A 17,600-nucleotide genomic window follows, 5' to 3' on the forward strand; every position below is an offset into this window, starting at 1 on the left:
GGGCTAGATCTGAGGTGTCAGGTCCAACTTGGTCACGGCGTTCATCCGGGTGATCATCCAGTGCGCGTCCTGGCGCTCCAAGGTGAGCCGGTAGGACAGGTACCGCAGTGACGGGATGTTCTTGTTCACCGGGCTCGTCGACACCGAGTTGGTGTACACCAGCGCGGTGGCCTCCGTCGGGGTCAGTGTCTCCACCGCCGCGCCCATCACCTCGGTGGTGTTGGTGACCTGCGCCTGCTTGTTGGTGGCCACGATGGCGTCGATGTAGCGGCGGTACTCCGACGCGAATTCACCTGTCAGGTAACGCGACGACCTGTCCGGCAACGTCTCCATGTCGTCCGGGGTGTAGGTCCACAGCGTGGTGACCGCCTCGGTCGCGGTGCGGGCGATGTCGATCTTGATGTCCACCGACGCCCGGTCGGCCAGATACGGCTGCAGCTGTGACCCCGCGAACGCCGCGGCGCCGACGAACAGCACTCCGGCCGCGGCGGCCGCCGCGATGAGCCGTCGGCCCGCGGGACGGTGCGGCACCAGAACCGGTTCCGGCTCCGGTTCCTGAGGCGCCTCGTCCACGTCGTCGGCCGCTGCCTCCTCGGCGTCGTCGTCGGACACGCCGGCTGCCTCCTCGGCGGCCTCCTCGTCCGGCTCGACAGGGCCGTCCGGATCGGCGGTGACGACGGCTGATTCGTCACCGGCGACGGCCGACTCATCGAGCGGCGCGGCGGCCACCCGGGAGCGCCGCGACTTCCCGACCGGGGTGCGTGGCGCCGCTGCGTCCTCGGAATCCGTTGTCTCGAGCGCTGTTTCGGGAGCCGGGTTCGACCTGCGGCCGCGGCCGAGCGGCCACCGCCTGCGGCGTGCCGCGGGCGCGGTGCCCGCCCCGGACTCCGTACCGGTGCCGACCTCGCCGCCCCGGTCGGCATCCGTGGTCAGATCACCTGGATCAGGTTGCTGATCTTCCACTCTTGTCCTTCCTGGGCTGCGGTCGCCACCCACCGGCTGCCGCTCTCGATCGTCGACTTGCCGTCCGGCGACTTGGTGCTGATCTTGGTGGCGACGAGGACGTCGGCGCTGCCGTCGTTGTTCCAGCGTTGCACGCCTGCCTCGAGCACCGTGCCCGTCGTGGGTTCGCCGCGGGCGACCTGGACGACGATCTCGTTGAGCTTCTCGCGGAACGTCTTGGCGAACTCGCCGGTGCCCTGGGCCAGGACGCGGTCGGCGTAGGCGTTCGCGTTGAACGGGTCGAGCGTCGTGTAGGTGGTCATGAAGCTACGCACGTACCCCAGTGCGGCGGCGTCCTCGGTCTGCGCTCGATGGTCGCGCTCGTGGCTGACGAGCATCAGCGTGCTCGCGGTGATCGCCGCCGCGACGAGGAGCGTGGCGATCGCCGCGACGATCGGCAGGCCCCAACGGATCGGCGGCTTCGGCTCGATGCGGAAGAAGTAGTCGGGCTCGCCCGACTCGACCCTGCGGCGCGGGCTCACTGGGTCGCCCCGTTGATGAGCGGCCGCTTGAGCACGGCGAGGTTGGAAACCCGCCACTGGTCGCCGGACTTCTCGAAGTCGACCCGCAGGGTGGCGGTGATGAACTTCAGGTCCTTCGGGTTGGTACCGCGCTGGCCCTGCATCGCGAGCAGCATCGCCGCCCGGTCCTCCGTCACGCCGGGCAGCACCGCGCTGCTCACGGCCCAGTACTCGTTGGTGCTGGCACCGGACTTCTTCGCCGCATCCTGCTGCTCGGTCAACTGCGCGCGGTACGAGTCGGTGGCCAGGCCCTGCGCCCTGGCGAAGTCGTCGGCCATGGTGTCGAGGCCGTAGCTCAGCATCTGCTCGACGATTCGCGGGCCCTGCTCGGCGATCTGCTGGTGGGCCTGATCGACGGCCCGCTCCTCGCGGTACACCACGAGGTAGCTCAGCCCCACGGCGAGCGCGCAGACCACCACGGCCGCCAGCAGCACCTTGCCCGCCGTGCGGCGGACGTCGCGCTCGGGGCGGGTGGACTCCCGGACCTCGGTGCGGGCGAGCAGGTCGGCGAAGGTGCGGCGCCTGCCGTCCCACAGCGGCCACAACCAGCCGACCAGCAGTGCCGCGGTGTCCAGCAGGTGTGCGAGGTCCCGCACCAGCAGCCGCCACACGCCGGCGGCGGTGCCGTCCCGCCGCACCACCCGGATGCCGGTCACCGCGCGCCCGACCGACCATCCCGTCGTGGCGGGCAGCAGCCAGCGGTTGGCCATCGTCAGCAGCACCGCCGCCGCGCCGGCGACGGTGAACACCCAGAACAGCCACCCGGTCTCGAGCGCGGTGAACGCACACAGCGCCATGGTCGCGGCGACGGCGACGCCCGGCAGGACGTCCAGCGCGATCGCCGCCGCCCGCGCCGGCCACGACGCCAGCGTCCCGTCAGGAGTGCTGACGGCGGTCGCTTCCTGCGGTGTGGCGTCGAGGACAGCCGTCACGATGCGACCGTGTCGAGCTTGGCCACCTTGTACGTGCCGTCGGCGGGGGCCATCTGCACGCGCAGCCGGTACCCCTGCTCCTGATCGCTGGCCTCGGAGTTGGTCACCTTGGTCCGCACCGCGACGAGCACGTTGATCGAGCCGTCGTCGTTGTGCTTCTCCACTGCTGCCCGGATGTCGGAGACCTGCACCGCGACGTTCGCGGCTCGGTACGCGTCGACGAGCATGCCGCCGTAGAGGCCCGCCTGCACCGCGAAGTCCCCGGTCGAGCACTCCAGGATCTTCGCCTGGCTGGCACTCATCGCGGCGGCATCCGGTGCGTGGGTGGCTGCGACGCACTCCTTGGCCGATTGCAGGGCGGTGGCCTCGTTGCGCGCCAGCGTCTCGCTCTCGTCGTTCGACCGCAGCGTGAGGTAACCGCCCACGCCTGCGCCGACGGCCAGCACCACCAGCGCTGCGCAGATCCCGCCCACCCAGCCACGGCCGAGCCGTGTCGGGCGACGGTCGTCCACCGGGGTGGCCGGTGTCGCGTCCGCGTCGGCGACGGCCTTATCAGGCTCGCCTGCGGTGGTGTCTTCGATGGGTTCTTCGGTTGTCGTCTCGGTTGATACTGCTAACGACTCGTCCGGCGTTTGGTCAGCATCGGTGGGGTTCAGCTGGCGGGTGCCAGCATCTCCTTCCATCCGTTATCTCCTGGGTTATTCGAGTTGCTGACGTTGTACCTGACGCCGTCAGGTCCGACCACCTCACCGCTGGACGGGTTGTACACCGCGGCACCGGGAGGTCCTGCTGCCGGAGTGTAGACGCAGGGGTTGGGCTGCTGTCCACTGCACTCGACGCGTCCCTGGCCGGGCTGGCTCAGTGGATCACTGATCGGCGCAGGTGGCGACGGCAACTGGTCGGCGGGCAGCGGGTTCATCCCGTTGTTGATCGACGGCGCCGGGATGACGCCGGGGCGGCCCGGGTGCACGGGCTGGTCGCAGCGAGCGGCAGGCGCCGGGCAGTTGAGGATCTGGTTCGGGTCGCCGTACCACGGGTTGGTACCCAGCGGCACGTACGGCTCGTCGCTGCGGCACTCCCGTGGCGTCGCGGCCCGCTTGCCCGGCACGTCGGCACACGGATAGTTACGTGCACCACGAACGACGTTGGCCTGGAAGTCCTTCGGGATCTTGCAGTACGTGCCAGACGGCAGCGGCGCCATCGACGTGTCGGCCGGCGATCGCCACTCCGAGGCCGGCAGGAAGCCGGTCAGGCAGGGCGGTGGCTGGTTGATCGACAGGCCGAAGTGCAGCAGGCCCTCACCCTCGAAGATGGTGCCTGCCTGGGCGACCGAGGCGCCCTGCGGCAGCACCACCAACGCCTGCTCGAGGCCCTTGTTGTAGCGCTTGAGCATGTCGATGACGACCGCCAGGTTCGCCAGCGTCTGCGGCAGCGACTCACGGACGCCGCCGAACACCGACTCGAGCTGCTGGGCGGTCGGCGCCGCCTGCTGCAGACCGCTCCGCAGCGCCGCGTCCTGCTCGGCCGACTGCGAAGCCAAGGTGTTCAGGTTGCGCGACCACTGCGCGATGTTGTCCCGGGACTGCGCCTGGCTCTCCAGGATGGGCGCCGAGTTGGCGATGATGTCGTTGACGGGATCGAGGTTGTCCTTGAAGCCCTGCGCGATGTTCGTCGTCGAGTCGACCAACCGCTGCAGCGCCGGACCGAGCCCGCCGACCGCCTCCGACGTCTCCGTCAGCAGCGAGTCGATCTTCTCCTTGGGCAACACCTTCAGGCCGTTGTTCGCGGCGTCCAGTGCAGGACCGACCTCGCTGGGCACCGTGCTGTCGGTGATGGTCTGACCGTCGGCGAAGAACTGGTTCGACTCCCCTGCGGGGACGAGGTCCAGGTACTGCTCGCCGATCGCCGAGACCGAGTGCACGTTGGCCACCGTGTCGCGGGGGATCTTGTACCGGTTGTCGATGCTCATCGTCGCCCTGGCGCCGTCTTCGGTGGGCTCGACGGCGGTCACCTTGCCGATCGTGGTGCCGCGGTAGGTGACGTTCGCCGTCGAGTACAGCCCACCCGACCGCGGCAGGTCGGCGTGCAGCGTGTACTGCCCGATGCCTGCCAGGCTCGGAATGCGCAGGTAGTACCAGCCCAAGGCCACCAACGCGAGCAGCGTCAGAATGGCGAAGAGCACCAACTGGATCTTGATGAAGCGAGTCAGCACAGCTCACTCACCCCTTTCGACCAGTGGTCCGTTGGGCGCGTTGTGCGCGTTCGGTGTGAACCGCACATCCGGGATCATCGTCGCCGGGTCACGGCCCCACGACTGCTCCAGTGCACGCCCCATGCCCGACACACCCGTTCCCGTGAGGAAGCCGTTGTCGAGAGCCGACAGCGTCAGGTCGACCAGCAGCGACACGTTGATGTAGTCGCCGCGCACCACCTTGGGGATGTTCTCGATGCTGAACGGCGCGGTGAGCATCAGCTTCAGCGCCCCGACGAGGTACGGCGCGGACTTGGCGAGCTGCTTGAGCGGCCGCTGCAGGTTGTTCAGGTTGGTGTTCAGCGGATCGCTGGCCTGACCGAGGTAGGTGTCGGCCGCGCTGCTGATCCGGCCGACCGCCTGCACGGCGTCGGCGAACAGGTCCCTGGTCTCCGCGAAGTGCTGGATGAGCGGCGGGAACTCGGTGAGCACCCGGTCCAGCGTCTCGTTGCGACTCGCGACGATGCTCAGCAGCCGATTGGTCGAGTCGATCGCCCTGGTCAGGTCCTCGCGCTGCTGGTTCAGCTCGTCGGTGAACACATCGAGGCGGTTGAGGAACTCACGGATCTGGTCCCCCCGACCGGTCAGCACGTTGTTGATCTCGGTCTGGATCACCTCGAGGTTCGGGATCCCGCCGCCGGTGAGGATGTTGCCGATGCTGGCGAGCACCCGCTCGGTGGTGGGGAACGCCGAGGCGTTGCGGAGTTCGATCGTGTCGCCGCTGCGCAGCTCACCCTGTGGATCCTCCGGTGCAGCGAGTTCCACGTGCTGCGAGCCCAGCAGGCTGGTCTGGCCGATCTTCGCCGTCGCGTTGCGCGGCAGCTTGACGTTCGGCTGCAGGTCCAGAGTCAGTACCGCGACCCAGTTCTTCAGCTCGATCGAACGGACCGCGCCCACATAGACGTCGGCCACCCGGACGCGGCTGTTCACGTTGAGCGCGAGGGTGTCCGGCATCTGCACGTAGACCGTCATCTTGTCCGAGCCGGAGCCGGGACCGCTGGGCAGCGGCACGTTCGCGATGCCCTTCCACGACCCGCAGGACGTGAGCACCACCGCCGCGACGGCCAGCGCAGCCGTGCGGGATGCGACGCGGCGGGCCGAAACGGACCGACCCGGGAATCGCAAACTGCGCATCCTCATCGCTTTCACTTATCCACCTGCCTCGGCGGGTAGGGGCGGACCGGCCGGTGCGGCCGGGGCGGGACCGGGTGCCGGTCCCGCGGCGGGACCCGACATCGGCGACGGACCACCCGGATCACCCGGGATCACGCCCGGCGCGGGGGCCGGCGGCGGACCGGGCTGCGGGTACCACGGCGGCGGCAGCGGCTGGTTCTCCTGGTAGGCGTTCGGCGGTCCGGGAAGCTTGCCGTTCGCTCCGACGCCGAAGGCGGGCGGGGCGGTCGGCGGTGCGATGTCCGGGCCTCCGAGCAGTGCGGACAGCGAGTCCGGCGTCAGCATGTTCGCGGTGAACGGCTGCACGTCGACACCCTGCATTCCGGGCGCCACGACCCAGCCGGGCTCGTGGTTGCCGTGCGAGAACAGCGTGTCGCGGGAGAAGATGCCGGGCACCGTCGTGTCCTTGTAGCCGGGTGGCGGCTGCAGCCGCGGCTCGGAGTAGGTGACCAGCTTCGGCAGCGTCAGCGCCGTGCTGACCTGGTTGACACCGAACGGCGGGAAGTTGAACTTGATCGCGTCGAGGATCGGTGCCAGGTACTGCGCGCACAGTTCGCCCGACTCCTGGTAACCCAGCCGGCTGCCCGCCTGGATCGCGCTGCAGATGAACTGCATCGGGTTGGCCATGTTGTTGATCACCGGCAGACCCACGATGCCGCCGTTCACCGGCGAGCTGATGTTGACGATGTTTGAGCCGAGGTTCGGGAACACGTGCAGACCGGTCTCGAGGCCGTCGAGCGGCTCCGGCTGCAGGATCGCGTTCGTCACGTCGGCGAGGTTGTTCACGTCGTGGGTCAGCACCTCGGCGTTCTCGTCGAGGAAGCCGCGAGTGGTGGACAGCAGCTGGTTCAGGTCCTGCAGCGCGTTGGCCAATTCGCGGTCGGTGTTGGTGAACGCGTTCGTGAACTGTGCCAGGTCGTCGTTGAGCGCGACGAACTGCTGGTCGCTCTGGTACAGCGCGTTCACGAACATGGCCAGGCTCTTGACGATGCTGAAGAAGTCGTCCTTGCCCTCGTTGAGGGTGGTCAGCGCCTCCGACAGGCTGTTCAGCGTCGTGTTGATCTGCTTGCCCTTGCCGGCCAGGCCGTCGGCGAACGATTCGATGACCTCGCCGAACGGGCCCTTCGGGTCCTCTTTGGAGGGGCCGAGGTCGGTCAGGATCTTGTCGAGCGAGTCACGCAGTTCGTCCCACTCGACGGGCACCTGGGTCTTGTTCAGCGGGATGACCGCGCCGTCCTTCATGACTTCGCCACCGGTGTAGGCCGGGGTGAGCTGGATGGTGCGCGACGCGACCAGGCTCGGGTTCAGGATCGAGGCCGACGCGTCCTTCGGGACCTTGTACTTCGACTCGTAGGTGAAGGTGACCCTCATCTTGTCGCCGTCGGGGTCGATCGCGTCGATCTTGCCCACCTGGACGCCCATGATCTGCACCTTGTCGCCGGGATACAGCGCCAGGGTGTCGGTGAAGTAGGCGGTGACGGTGTTGGTGGTCAGCTTCTTGTAGAGCTGCCACCCGACGAACGCGGCCACCAGCGCCACGATCACCACGAGGGTTCCGATGATGACCGTCGCACGGGACATCGCCGGCATCTTCATGTTCCGGATGTTGAAGATCGTCGACATCGTTCAGGCCCCCGTCATTCTTGTGCTCCGGGCGGGAGGAAGGGCGGGTTACCGGGCAGCGGCGCCGTGTTGACGGGCGGCAACTGCTGGCCGGGTCCCGGTGGTGGCGGCGGACCGTTCAGCGGCGCGGGGATCGGTGCGAACCCCGGCAGCGGACCGGGCGGCGCCGGCTCCGGGAACGGACCCGGCGGCGAGAGTCGCGCCCCGGGCGGTCCGGGAGCCAGCGGCACCGGGGTGCCCGGCACCGGCGGAGCCACCTGACCGGGGACGGCCGCGGCCGGGATGCCCGGCGTGGGCGGCAGCCCGTTCGGGTTCGGATCCGAGGTCGCCACGTTCGGCGGGCCGTAGTTCGGGCCGTACGGGTTGTCGCCGAACGGACCGACGGTCAGATCGGCACACGGCAGCGGGTTGCCCGGCGTGGGCAGGCCGTCGGCAGCCGGCGTGTACGAGCACGGACTGCCCCTCGGCACGGCCGGACCCGGGAACTCCGGGGTGCCCTGCAGCGTCGCGGGCGCGGGCGGCGGGGCGCCGTTGGGCTGGCGCTCGCCGTTCGGGTCCGGGAACTGGTAGGCGGGCAGGCCGGCGTCGCGCCAGAACTTCTGCGGATCGATGCCGCGCTTCTGGAAGGCGGCGTCCACCCACGGCTGCAGGATCCAGTACGGGGCCAGGTTGACCAGCATCACCTTGAAGTACGGGCCGGATGCGAGGCCCTCGGCCAGCGATGCGGTGAACTTGCTCAGCGTGGTCAGCACGTCGACCAGGTCGAACTTGCGCTCCACCAGGATGTCGCTGATGGTGCGGAGCTGCTCGAGCACCTTGTTCAGGTTCGGGTTGTCGTCGATGAAGCCCTTGACCTGTTCGGAGAACGCCGACACCCGCTCCAGCAGCATGCTGACGGCGTACTGGCGCTCGTTGATCGCCCCGAGCAGCGTCTGCGCGTTCACCAGCAGCTGGTTGACCTGCTCACTGCGCGAGCCGAGCACACCGGCGATCTTGTTGGCGTTGGCCAGCAGCTCCTTGAGCTGATCGTCGCGCTTGCCGAGCGTGTCGGAGAACCGGGCCACCCCGTCGAGTGCGGCACTCAGGTGCGGGTAGGTCTGGTCGATCGTCTCCGACAGCACGTTCAGCGACCGCTTCACCGTGTCGGTGTCCCACCCGGACGCCGCCTTCGTGACGTCGAAGAACGCGTCGTACACCTGGTACGGCGTGGTGGTCTGTCCGAGCGGCAGGACGCCGTTCACCTGTAGCGCCTTCGAGCCGCGCGGGATGATCTCCAGGTTCTTGCGGCCCAGGATGGTGTCGGTGCGGATCGCGGCGCGGCTGTCGCTGCCGATCTCCACCCCGCCGAGGGTGTAGCCGATGCGGATCTTGTCGCCGTCGATCTCGGTCCTCTTGACCTCGCCGACGTCCACGCCGGCGATGCGGACCTTGTCACCGGGGGTCAGGCCCGCGGTGTCGGTGAACTGCGCGTAGTACACCGGCTGCGCGAACAGCATCGGCACACTGGCGAAGCTCTGCCCGACCCCGATGACCAGCGCCAGGATGACGATGCCCATCAGGCCGTTGCGGACCCGGTTGCTTCCTTCGAGTGTCCTCATTGCGGCGTGCACCTACCCGACGGCTGCGACCAGACCTTGACCGTGCGCACCGGACCACCGGGCTGCAGGCCGTTGAGCTTGAGGGTCACGTCGCACGCATAGAAGTTGAAGAAGTCGCCGTAGACGCCGCCCGCGCGGCCGATGATCTTCAACGCGTTCGGCAGCCGGACCAGGATGTCATTGAGCTGCTCCTTCTGGTCGATCAGCGGCTGCTGGGTGGCCTCGAGATATCCGATGGTGTCCTGCAGCAGTGGCCGGTTGTCGGCCAGCAGGTCGGAGACGGTGCCCGCGGCGTCGCTGATGTCGGCGACCGACGTGGCGATCGGGTCGGCGCGGTTCTTCAGGCCGGTGATGAGCTTCTCGAAGTTCACCAGCGTCTCGTCGAACTGCTTCTGGTGCTTGACGGTGGTGTCGAGGACCGTGTTGAGGTTGCGGATCACCTCGCCGATCGCCTGGTCGCGGTCGGCCAGCGCCGACGTCAGCGACGCGGTCTGGTCGAGGATGTCGTTGATGGTGCCGCCCTGGCCCTGGAAGATCGTGATGATCGACTGGGCGATGTTGTTGACCTTGTCCGGGTCCAACGCCCGGAACAGCGGCCGGAATCCGCCGACCAGCGCGTCCAGATCCAGTGCCGGTTCGGTGTGCTCGATCGGGATGGTGCCGCCCGAGGGCATCCGCCGGTCGCTGTCGCCGCGCTTGAGCTCCAGGTACCGGTCGCCGATCAGGTTGAGGTAGCGGACCGAGGCGGTGGAACCCTCGAACAGCGGCAGCGAGCGGTCGATGGCGAAGCTCACCTCGACACGGCTGCCCTCGTCGATGATCTTGACGTCCTTGACCTTGCCGACCTCGACGCCGGAGGCCCGGACGAACTGGCCGGGGCGCAGGCCGCTGGCGTTGGAGAAGATCGCCGTGTATCCCGAGGTGCGGTCGAACCGCATCTGCCCGAACACCACGATGATGATCGCGGTGAACAGCAGCAGCACCAGGGAGAAGGCGCCCAGCTTGATGGCGGTACCGGTGATTTTCATGGGTTGATCGTGTTCTCCCCGATCTGGCGTCCCCAGACGTACTCGATGGCGATGGGCTGGCCGAGCTCAATGTGGTTGTAGGGAGCGATGGAGGCACCGGTGTCCATCACCAGGTACGGCGCGGGCCACAGGTCACGGGTGACCGGCTGCCAGCAGCCCGGCCTGCCCTCGGGGCCGCCCTTGGCGTTCACCCGCGGCAGGTTGTCCGGGTAGACGTAGGGGTTGCCTGCGCCGAGCACCTCGGAGTGCGTCTGCAGGGAGTAGCCGTTGCCACCGAGCGAGGCGGCGATCTTCGGCTCGACGTCGTGGAAGTTGCGGATGGTGCAGAACAGCGCGGGGCTGTACTCGTCGAGGATCTCACTCGTCGGGACCAGGTCCTCCGCGCCGCGCACCAGGTAGGGGCCGCCGCGCTCGAAGACCTCCCCGCCGGTGTTGCCGAATCCCACCGCGGCCATCAGCGCCGCATCGAGGTTGCCGCGCTCCTGATTCAGGGTGCGCGCGGTGGTCACGGCGTTCTCCAGCCCGTCGAACAGGTCCGGCGACGCGTCGGCGTACACCTCGCCCAATTCGCCGAGCAGTTGAACGTCGCGGCGGAGCTGGGGCATCTGCGGATTGATGTCGGCGAGGATCTCGTTGCCGTTGATCACCGACTCACCGAATCGGTCACCGAGTCCGTCGAGCGCCTCGGCCGCCGCGGTCAGCGTCTGGTTCAGCTTGATCGGGTCGACCTGCTGGGCGACGTCGACCACGGTCTCGAACAGTGTGTTGAACTCGGTGGTCACCTTCGTCACGTCGATCACGTCGGAGCTGCTGATGCGCTGCTTCGACGGATTCTCCGGCGTGGTGAACGACACGTACTTGTTGCCGAACACCGTCGTCGCGGAGATGTCGGCGTTGACGTTCTGCGGGATCAGGTCGATGTACTTGGGCTCGACCTCGAGCAGGATCTTGGCGCGCGGTTCCTCGCCGACACTCTCGGCCTCGACCTCAGCGACCCGGCCGATCTCGACGCCGTTGTACGTCACCTTGTTGCCGGGGTCGAGGTTCAGCCCGGCGCGCGAAGACATCATGGTGAGCGTCTCGCGCGGGGCGAAGTCGCCGCGGAACTGAAACCAGATCAGCGTGACCACCACCGCGGCGATCAGCACCAGCACGAGGCCGGCCAGCTTGTACGGCGGGGTCTTGGGCGTGTTGATGGGAGCGGTCATGGCTACACCGTCAGGTTGAAGTTCGGGTCGGTGCCGTAGAGCGCCAACGAAGCAAACAGGACCACCAGCACGATCGCGATCAGGGAGGCACGCATGGACCGGCCGACCGCCTCACCGACGCCCACCGGGCCGCCGCTGGCGAAGTAGCCGTAATAGCAGTGATTCAGCATGACGATCACCGAGATGATGATCGCCTGCACGAACGACCACATCACGTCGTCCGGCCGCAGGAAGGTGCGGAAGTAGTGCTCGTAGGTTCCCGTCGACTGACCGTAGAACAGCGTCGTGGTGATCTGTGCGGACAGGAAGCTCATGATGATCGCCATCGCGTACAGCGGGATGATCACCACGAAGCCGGCCATGATCCGGGTGGACACCAGGTAGGAGATGGACTTGATGCCCATCACCTCGAGGGCGTCGATCTCCTCGGCGATGCGCATGGCGCCCAGTTCGGCGGTGGCGCCTGCGCCCACGGTCGCGGCCAGTGCCTGGCCGGACACCACGGGTGCGGCGATGCGGACGTTGACCAGTGCGGCGAAGAACCCGGTGAACGCCTCGACGCCGATGTTGCCGAGCGACGCGAAACCCTGGATGGCGATCAGCGAGCCGCCGGACAGGGTCACGAAGCCGACGATCGCCACCGTTCCGCCGATGACGGCCATGGCGCCGGTGCCCATGCCGATCTCGGCGATCAGGCGCAGCATCTCCTTGCGGTAGAACCGCAGCGCGTGGCCGATGGAGCCGACCGAGGTGACGACGAACCACGCGACGTGGCCGATGCTGTCGAGTCCGCGCGCCGGTGCGCCGGCGATCTTCTCGGCCCGGGCGACGCCCCGCGGGAAGCGCTGCCGCAGAACCGTTCCGGTCTCCGAGTGTCCCTGAGTCTTGGTGGCCATGTCAGCGCCCCGTTCCAAAACGCACGCCGATGGTGGTCATCACGACGTTGACGGCGAAGAGGGCGATCACGCAGAGCACCAGCGTCTCGTTCACGGCCGTGCCCACGCCCTTCGCGCCGCCGGACACCGTGAGGCCGCGGTAGCAGCCCACCAGACCGGCGATCAGGCCGAAGGTGAGCGCTTTGACGATCGAGATCAGCACCTCGGGCAGCCCGGTGACGAGCGTCAGCGTCGACACGTAGGCGCCCGCCGAGATGTTCTGGATGTACACCCCGAAGATGAAGCCGCCCACCAGGCCGATGGTGATGACGGCGCCGTTGAGCAGGAATGCCACGAAAGTCGAGGCGAGCACGCGCGGCACGACGAGCCGGTGGATCGGGTCGATGCCGAGGACCTCGAGGGCGTCGATCTCCTCGCGGATGGTGCGGGCGCCGATGTCGGCGCAGATGGCCGTCGAACCCGCGCCCGCGACCACGAGCACGGTCACCAGCGGCCCGAGCTGCGTGACCGCGCCGAGCGCGGCGCCTGCACCGGAGATGTCCGCGGCGCCGAACTCGGCCAGCAGGATGTTCAGCGTGAAGATGATGAGCACGGTCAGCGGGATGGCGACCGCGATGGTGGGCAGGAACGCCACCGTCATCAGGAACCAGCCCTGCAGGACGAACTCGCGCGTCTGGAACGGCGTCTTGAATGTGGCTCTGGCGGTGAGCACGCACATGCGGACGAATCCGCCGACTGCTTCCAGAACCGGCCTGGCCTGGTCACGTACGTAACCCGTCAGACTGCCGGAACCGGCCGTCACCAGTGCGCTCCCACGACGGAACCCGATTCGTCATGGCGCAACGGCAATTGCTGTCGCACGCCCCCTCCTTGTCCCGTCCCCGCACGTGTGACGTCGATCTCCCTACTCACGGGTAGTAAGCAAGACCACAGGACTGTACCCGATGAAATCCTGGCGGTGCACCGCATCGGCCGGATTGAGCCATCAACTGTTAGCAAACGTGTCACCCTTGGCTAGCTTTCCCCGGAGGCCGCAGAAACTGTTGTCGCAGTGGAAGTTTCGCGCGCGTCAGAATATTGCTGGCCGGCGAATCGGGCGCGCAGTTCCGTCTTGAGCACTTTGCCGGCGGGGTTGCGAGGGAGGGCGTCGACGACCTCGAGCGCCTTCGGGTGCTTGTACCGCGCCAGCCGTTCGGTGAGGAATCCGTCGAGGTCGGCGAGAGTGAGGCCGTTCTCGGTCACCGCCCCTCCGACCGCCACGACGGCGACCGGCACCTCACCCCACTTCTCGTGCGCCCGCCCGATCACCGCCACCTCGGCGATGGCGGGGTGCGCGGCGAGCGCGTTCTCCACCTCGGCGCAGTAGATGTTCTCGCCGCCGGAGATGATCATGTCCTTCTTGCGGTCGACCACCCAGATGTAGCCCTCGTCGTCCTGGCGCACCAGATCGCCGGAGTGGAACCAGCCGCCGTCGAACGCCTCGGCGGTGGCCTTCGGGTTGTTCCAGTAACCGGCCATCAGCGTCGGTGCGCGGTAGACGATCTCACCGACCTGTCCGATCGGGACGTCGTTCATGTTCTCGTCGACCACACGCGCGGCGACCGTGGGGATCACCTTGCCGACCGAACCGAGCTTGCGCAGCGCGTCCTGGGCCAGCAGCATGCACGTCACCGGCGACATCTCGGTCTGGCCGAAAGCCGCGTAGATCTGGGTGCCCGGGAACATCTCTGACATGTCGCGCAGGAGAGTATCCGACGCAGGGGCGGCTCCCCAGGACAGCACCCGCAGTGCCAGCGTGCGCGGGTTGACCCGCTGTTCGGCGCACACCGCCTGCCACTGGGCGGGCACCAGGAAGATGGACGTGACCTTCTCCGCGGCGAGCACGTCGAGCAGTGCACCGGGATCGAAGGCGCCCAGGGGGTAGATCACGGTCGGCAGGCCGAGCAGCAGGCCGCTGATCATGTTGCCCACCCCGGCGATGTGGAACAACGGGACACCGATGAAGCCGACGTCGTTGTTGATGTCGGGGCTGACGGTGAAGAGGTTGGTCATCGCCTGGCCGGCGATGTTGTTGTGGGTGAGCACCGCGCCCTTGGGTCTGCCGGTGGTGCCCGAGGTGTACATGATCAGGGCGGGCGAATCGTTGGGGATGTCGACCGGCGCGGGCGGGTCACCGGCCTCGTCGAGCAGGTCGTCGTAGCCGAGCACGTCGTCGGCGTCGGTGCTGCCGCCCGCCACCACCACGGTGGTCAGTGTCGCGTCGAGTTCGCGCACCGCGGTGGCGACCGGGGCGAGCACCGACTCGGTGACGACGACGCGGGCCTGGCAGTCGCTGACCAGGAAGGCGATCTCCGGCGGGGTCATCCGGAAGTTGACCGGCACGGCGATCGCGCCGAGCTTGTTGGCCGCGAGCACCGACTCCATGAACTCGGCGCGGTTGAGCATCAGCACCAGCACCCGGTCACCGAACCCGACACCGCGACGGCTCAGTGCGCCCGCCAGTGCGGTCACCCGCCGGTCGAGCTCACGCCACGTCGTCGTGCGCCCGAGGAACCGCAGCGCCGTCTTCTCCGGCTGCATCGACGCGTGCCGTGCGAGCTGATTGACCCAGTTCTGCCTGCGGGCCAGATACGGCTGCTCGGTCAGGGACGGCGCGAGATGGTCGGGCTCGGTCAACGGCACTGCTCCGGGGGCTCGTGGGTTGCGCACAGCTGATATTTGATCAAACATGGTGTAGCCCCGGTCACACTATGGCCTCGGCGGCTCGGGGACAACCCCACGCCAGACGGACACTCCCGGCCATGGAGACCACCGTGAACGCACCAGCGACACCCCGGGTCGCGCCGAAGCGACGGGTCCGCCGCGAGCAGTTGTCCGACGAGGTGGCCGCACATCTCAGGTACGCGATCATGTCCGGTTCGCTGCGGCCCGGCATGTTCATCCGGCTCGACGAGACGGCCGCTTCGCTGGGCGTCAGCATCACCCCGGTGCGCGAGGCGCTGCGGACGTTGCGCGGCGAGGGCATGGTCCAGCTGGAACCGCACCGCGGCCACGTCGTCGTCCCGCTCAGCCGCGCCGACGTCGAGGACATCTTCTGGCTGCAGGCCACCATCGCCAAGGAACTCGCCGCGAGTGCGGCCGCGCGCATCACCGACGAGCAGATCGACGAACTGGACCGGCTCATCGACGCACTGGCCCAGGCGGTGGACGAGCGCGAACCCGAGCTGGTGGCGCAGGCCGTCTTCGACTTCCACCGGACCCTCAACCGGTCGACCGGACGAATCAAGCTGGCGTGGTTCCTGCTGCACGCGGCGCGCAACCTGCCGCCGCTGTTCTACGCCAACGACCCGCAGTGGGGCGAGCGGGCGGTGACCAACCACCGCGAGCTGACCGCGGCGCTGCGCAGGCGCGACGCCGACACCGTCGTGCGCCTGACGGGTGCGCAGTTCACCGACGGCGCGCGGCGGCTGATGGCGCGGCTCGAGGAGATCGGGCTGTGGAGCTGATCAGGCTGCGCTGACATCGCCCCGATCACTTGAGGGCCACTTTGAGAACGCGGTTGCGCTCATCGCTGACATAGACACTGCCCTGGTTGTCGACGGCCAGAGCTGACGGCTTGACCAGGTCGGTGAAGGGAATCTCGGACTGCACGTTGGTCCTCGCGTCGAGCCTGAGGACCTTTCCCCCGAGGTAGTCGCTGACGTAGACGTTGTTCTGGCCGTCGACCGCAACTCCGAACGGCGCCACGAGACCCGGGAACGGCAGCACCTCCTGCCTGTCGGAGTCGGCGTACAGCTTGATGACGCCGACCCCACCTCCCTGGGACACGTAGACGTTGCCCGCCTTGTCGACCGCCACATATGAAGCAGCCCGAACGTCGCGGAAGGGCAGCCGGATCTGACCGCCGCCGGAGGCCGGGAGCCTGACCACCTGGTTGCCCAGATGATCGGTGACGTAGACCGATCCGGCTCTGTCGACGGCCACCCCGGTAGGCATGCGCAGATCGGTGATCGGCAGCTTCTCCACCACGGCCCCCGGCGCGAGTCTGACCACCTCGCCGGCGGACGGATCCGCGTCGGCGATATACAGACGGTTCGCCGTGTCCACGGCGATGCCCTGTCCGAACGTCACATCGGGGGCCGCCACGCGGGTCGGTGCGCCGGCGCCGCGAGGCAACATCCAGATCCCCCCTTCGACGAACAGCGTCACGTAGACGGTTCGATCGGGGCCGACGGCGATACCCGACGGAGACTCCTCGAGGCTGCCGAAGGGAAGCTCGACCGGTTCTCCGTATGGCGATGCCGCATTCGGTTCGGGCTGGGCAGTGGTGGCGTTGCCGACGACGGACCGTTCGGTCGCTCCCGCGAACCCCGCGATCACCCCGGCAGCGACGAGCACGACGGCACTGACGACGCACGCCATCACGGTGACGCGTCGACCGCCCCGGCTGTGGACCGGCGAGACGCTGATCTGCGGGCGCAGCACAGTCGGCTGGGTTGGTGCGCGTGCGGGCCGCGGCGCCCACGGTGCGGTCGGCGGTACGGACTGCCTCGGCGCGATCGCCGCCCGGGCCGCCGCGGCGAGCGCGGACGCCGTGGGAAAGCGCCGCTCCACGTCGCGGGCCATCCCGAGCTCGACGACCGCGTCGAGCGCCCGCGGAAGGTCCGACACCACATCGGTGACTCGGGGCGGCGTGCCCGCCGGGCGGTCCGGCTGCCGCCCGGTCAGGCACTCGAACAGCACGCACGTCAGCGAGTAGACGTCGGATCTCGCATCGGCTGCGGCGTCGGTGAGCAGCTCCGGCGCGGTGTACGCCGGGCTACCCCAGGCGTGCGTGCCCGCACTCCCCTGTGCTGCGCCGGCCGAGCCGAAGTCGACGAGATAGACGAAGTCGTCCGGTGTGACGAGGATGTTCGACGGCTTGAGGTCTCGGTGCACCAGACCGATGTGATGGGCGGCGTCCAGCGCCAGCGCGGCCTGCTCCACGATGGCGACCGATCGAGTCGGGTCAAGCCGCCCCGCGTCCCGGAGCAGGGCGCCGAGGTCGTGTCCCTCGATCAGCCGCATGTCGACGTACAACTGCCCGTCGATCTCCCCGAAGCCGTGGATGGGCACGATGTGCGGGTCGTTGAGCCGGGCGGCGGCCAGGCCCTCGCGGCGGAATCGGTCCCGGAAGTCCGGATCGGCGGCCGCACGCGGCGACAGGACCTTCAGCGCGACGAAGCGTCCGGTCGAGGTGTCGTAGGCCCGGAACACGTGCCCCACCTGTCCGGCGCCCAGCGATTCCAGCAGCCGATAGCCCCCGAGAACGGTCGGCTCGTTCCTCGTCACACTGGGAAACTCTGCCACCGCCCGCCGCCGGCCATCG

At 68.3% G+C, this 17,600-nt stretch carries 15 protein-coding genes; 1 reads left to right on the top strand and 14 read right to left on the bottom strand.

The features are described 5' to 3' along the window. Positions 1-3: 3 nt before the first annotated feature. The 13 genes from AB0K11_RS14790 to fadD5 all read right to left on the bottom strand — a co-directional run bounded on the left by AB0K11_RS14790 (position 4) and on the right by fadD5 (position 14,962). Entirely contained in the window at positions 4-963 is a 960-nt protein-coding gene (locus AB0K11_RS14790) for a mammalian cell entry protein (RefSeq protein WP_364977651.1), read from the bottom strand. Continuing rightward, a complete protein-coding gene (locus AB0K11_RS14795; RefSeq protein ID WP_364977653.1) occupies positions 930-1,484 on the bottom strand; it encodes a mammalian cell entry protein in 555 nt (184 codons plus the stop codon). The genes AB0K11_RS14790 and AB0K11_RS14795 overlap by 34 nt, the downstream gene beginning before the upstream one ends. Continuing rightward, positions 1,481-2,455 carry an RDD family protein gene (locus tag AB0K11_RS14800; protein WP_364977657.1) on the bottom strand — a complete coding sequence of 325 codons (975 nt, stop codon included), beginning with the start codon at positions 2,453-2,455 and terminating at the stop codon, positions 1,481-1,483. Before AB0K11_RS14800 ends, AB0K11_RS14795 begins: the two co-directional genes overlap by 4 nt. Beyond that, positions 2,452-3,138, bottom strand: coding sequence for a hypothetical protein (locus tag AB0K11_RS14805; RefSeq protein WP_364977659.1), 687 nt, complete (start codon positions 3,136-3,138; stop codon positions 2,452-2,454). The genes AB0K11_RS14800 and AB0K11_RS14805 overlap by 4 nt, the downstream gene beginning before the upstream one ends. Beyond that, on the bottom strand, positions 3,108-4,667 hold the full coding sequence (locus AB0K11_RS14810) for an MlaD family protein (RefSeq protein WP_364977661.1): 1,560 nt from the start codon (positions 4,665-4,667) through the stop codon (positions 3,108-3,110). The genes AB0K11_RS14805 and AB0K11_RS14810 overlap by 31 nt, the downstream gene beginning before the upstream one ends. Before the next feature lie 3 nt (positions 4,668-4,670). After that, positions 4,671-5,840 (bottom strand): virulence factor Mce family protein, encoded by a 1,170-nt coding sequence (locus tag AB0K11_RS14815; protein ID WP_364978482.1) that lies wholly within the window; start codon positions 5,838-5,840, stop codon positions 4,671-4,673. 15 nt (positions 5,841-5,855) lie between these two features. Further along, a complete protein-coding gene (locus AB0K11_RS14820; RefSeq protein WP_364977663.1) occupies positions 5,856-7,502 on the bottom strand; it encodes a virulence factor Mce family protein in 1,647 nt (548 codons plus the stop codon). Between the two features lie 14 nt (positions 7,503-7,516). Further along, positions 7,517-9,100, bottom strand: a complete 1,584-nt coding sequence (locus AB0K11_RS14825; protein ID WP_364977665.1) for an MCE family protein — start codon at positions 9,098-9,100, stop codon at positions 7,517-7,519. After that, complete coding sequence (locus AB0K11_RS14830; RefSeq protein WP_364977667.1) at positions 9,097-10,128, bottom strand: MlaD family protein; 1,032 nt, start codon at positions 10,126-10,128, stop codon at positions 9,097-9,099. Before AB0K11_RS14830 ends, AB0K11_RS14825 begins: the two co-directional genes overlap by 4 nt. Next, positions 10,125-11,336 carry an MCE family protein gene (locus tag AB0K11_RS14835; RefSeq protein ID WP_364977669.1) on the bottom strand — a complete coding sequence of 404 codons (1,212 nt, stop codon included), beginning with the start codon at positions 11,334-11,336 and terminating at the stop codon, positions 10,125-10,127. The genes AB0K11_RS14830 and AB0K11_RS14835 overlap by 4 nt, the downstream gene beginning before the upstream one ends. Before the next feature lie 2 nt (positions 11,337-11,338). Continuing rightward, positions 11,339-12,232 (bottom strand): ABC transporter permease, encoded by an 894-nt coding sequence (locus tag AB0K11_RS14840; protein ID WP_364977671.1) that lies wholly within the window; start codon positions 12,230-12,232, stop codon positions 11,339-11,341. Between the two features lies 1 nt (position 12,233). After that, a complete protein-coding gene (locus AB0K11_RS14845; RefSeq protein WP_364977673.1) occupies positions 12,234-13,034 on the bottom strand; it encodes an ABC transporter permease in 801 nt (266 codons plus the stop codon). 212 nt (positions 13,035-13,246) lie between these two features. Continuing rightward, a complete protein-coding gene (gene fadD5 / locus AB0K11_RS14850) occupies positions 13,247-14,962 on the bottom strand; it encodes a fatty-acid--CoA ligase FadD5 (protein WP_364977675.1) in 1,716 nt (571 codons plus the stop codon). Between the two features lie 71 nt (positions 14,963-15,033). On the opposite strand from fadD5, the gene AB0K11_RS14855 reads away from it, so the two are divergent. Continuing rightward, positions 15,034-15,738: a GntR family transcriptional regulator gene (locus AB0K11_RS14855; RefSeq protein ID WP_364977677.1), complete on the top strand. Its 705-nt coding sequence runs from the start codon at positions 15,034-15,036 to the stop codon at positions 15,736-15,738. 25 nt (positions 15,739-15,763) lie between these two features. On the opposite strand, the gene AB0K11_RS14860 is transcribed toward AB0K11_RS14855, so the two are convergent. Then, the gene (locus tag AB0K11_RS14860) at positions 15,764-17,563 is read right to left on the bottom strand and encodes a serine/threonine-protein kinase (protein WP_364977679.1); all 1,800 of its coding nucleotides are present in this window, start codon (positions 17,561-17,563) and stop codon (positions 15,764-15,766) included. Positions 17,564-17,600: the final 37 nt, after the last annotated feature.

Source organism: Mycobacterium sp. NPDC050551 (assembly GCF_040674075.1).
Taxonomy (GTDB): Bacteria; Actinomycetota; Actinomycetes; order Mycobacteriales; family Mycobacteriaceae; genus Mycobacterium.

Coding starts and splice junctions, on each gene's coding strand:
- AB0K11_RS14805 (WP_364977659.1), bottom strand. CDS start 3,138: ATGGAAGGAGATGCTGGCACCCGCCAGCTGAACCCCACCGATGCTGAC.
- AB0K11_RS14815 (WP_364978482.1), bottom strand. CDS start 5,840: ATGCGCAGTTTGCGATTCCCGGGTCGGTCCGTTTCGGCCCGCCGCGTC.
- AB0K11_RS14820 (WP_364977663.1), bottom strand. CDS start 7,502: ATGTCGACGATCTTCAACATCCGGAACATGAAGATGCCGGCGATGTCC.
- AB0K11_RS14825 (WP_364977665.1), bottom strand. CDS start 9,100: ATGAGGACACTCGAAGGAAGCAACCGGGTCCGCAACGGCCTGATGGGC.
- AB0K11_RS14830 (WP_364977667.1), bottom strand. CDS start 10,128: ATGAAAATCACCGGTACCGCCATCAAGCTGGGCGCCTTCTCCCTGGTG.
- AB0K11_RS14835 (WP_364977669.1), bottom strand. CDS start 11,336: ATGACCGCTCCCATCAACACGCCCAAGACCCCGCCGTACAAGCTGGCC.
- AB0K11_RS14840 (WP_364977671.1), bottom strand. CDS start 12,232: ATGGCCACCAAGACTCAGGGACACTCGGAGACCGGAACGGTTCTGCGG.
- fadD5 (WP_364977675.1), bottom strand. CDS start 14,962: ATGTTTGATCAAATATCAGCTGTGCGCAACCCACGAGCCCCCGGAGCA.
- AB0K11_RS14855 (WP_364977677.1), top strand. CDS start 15,034: ATGGAGACCACCGTGAACGCACCAGCGACACCCCGGGTCGCGCCGAAG.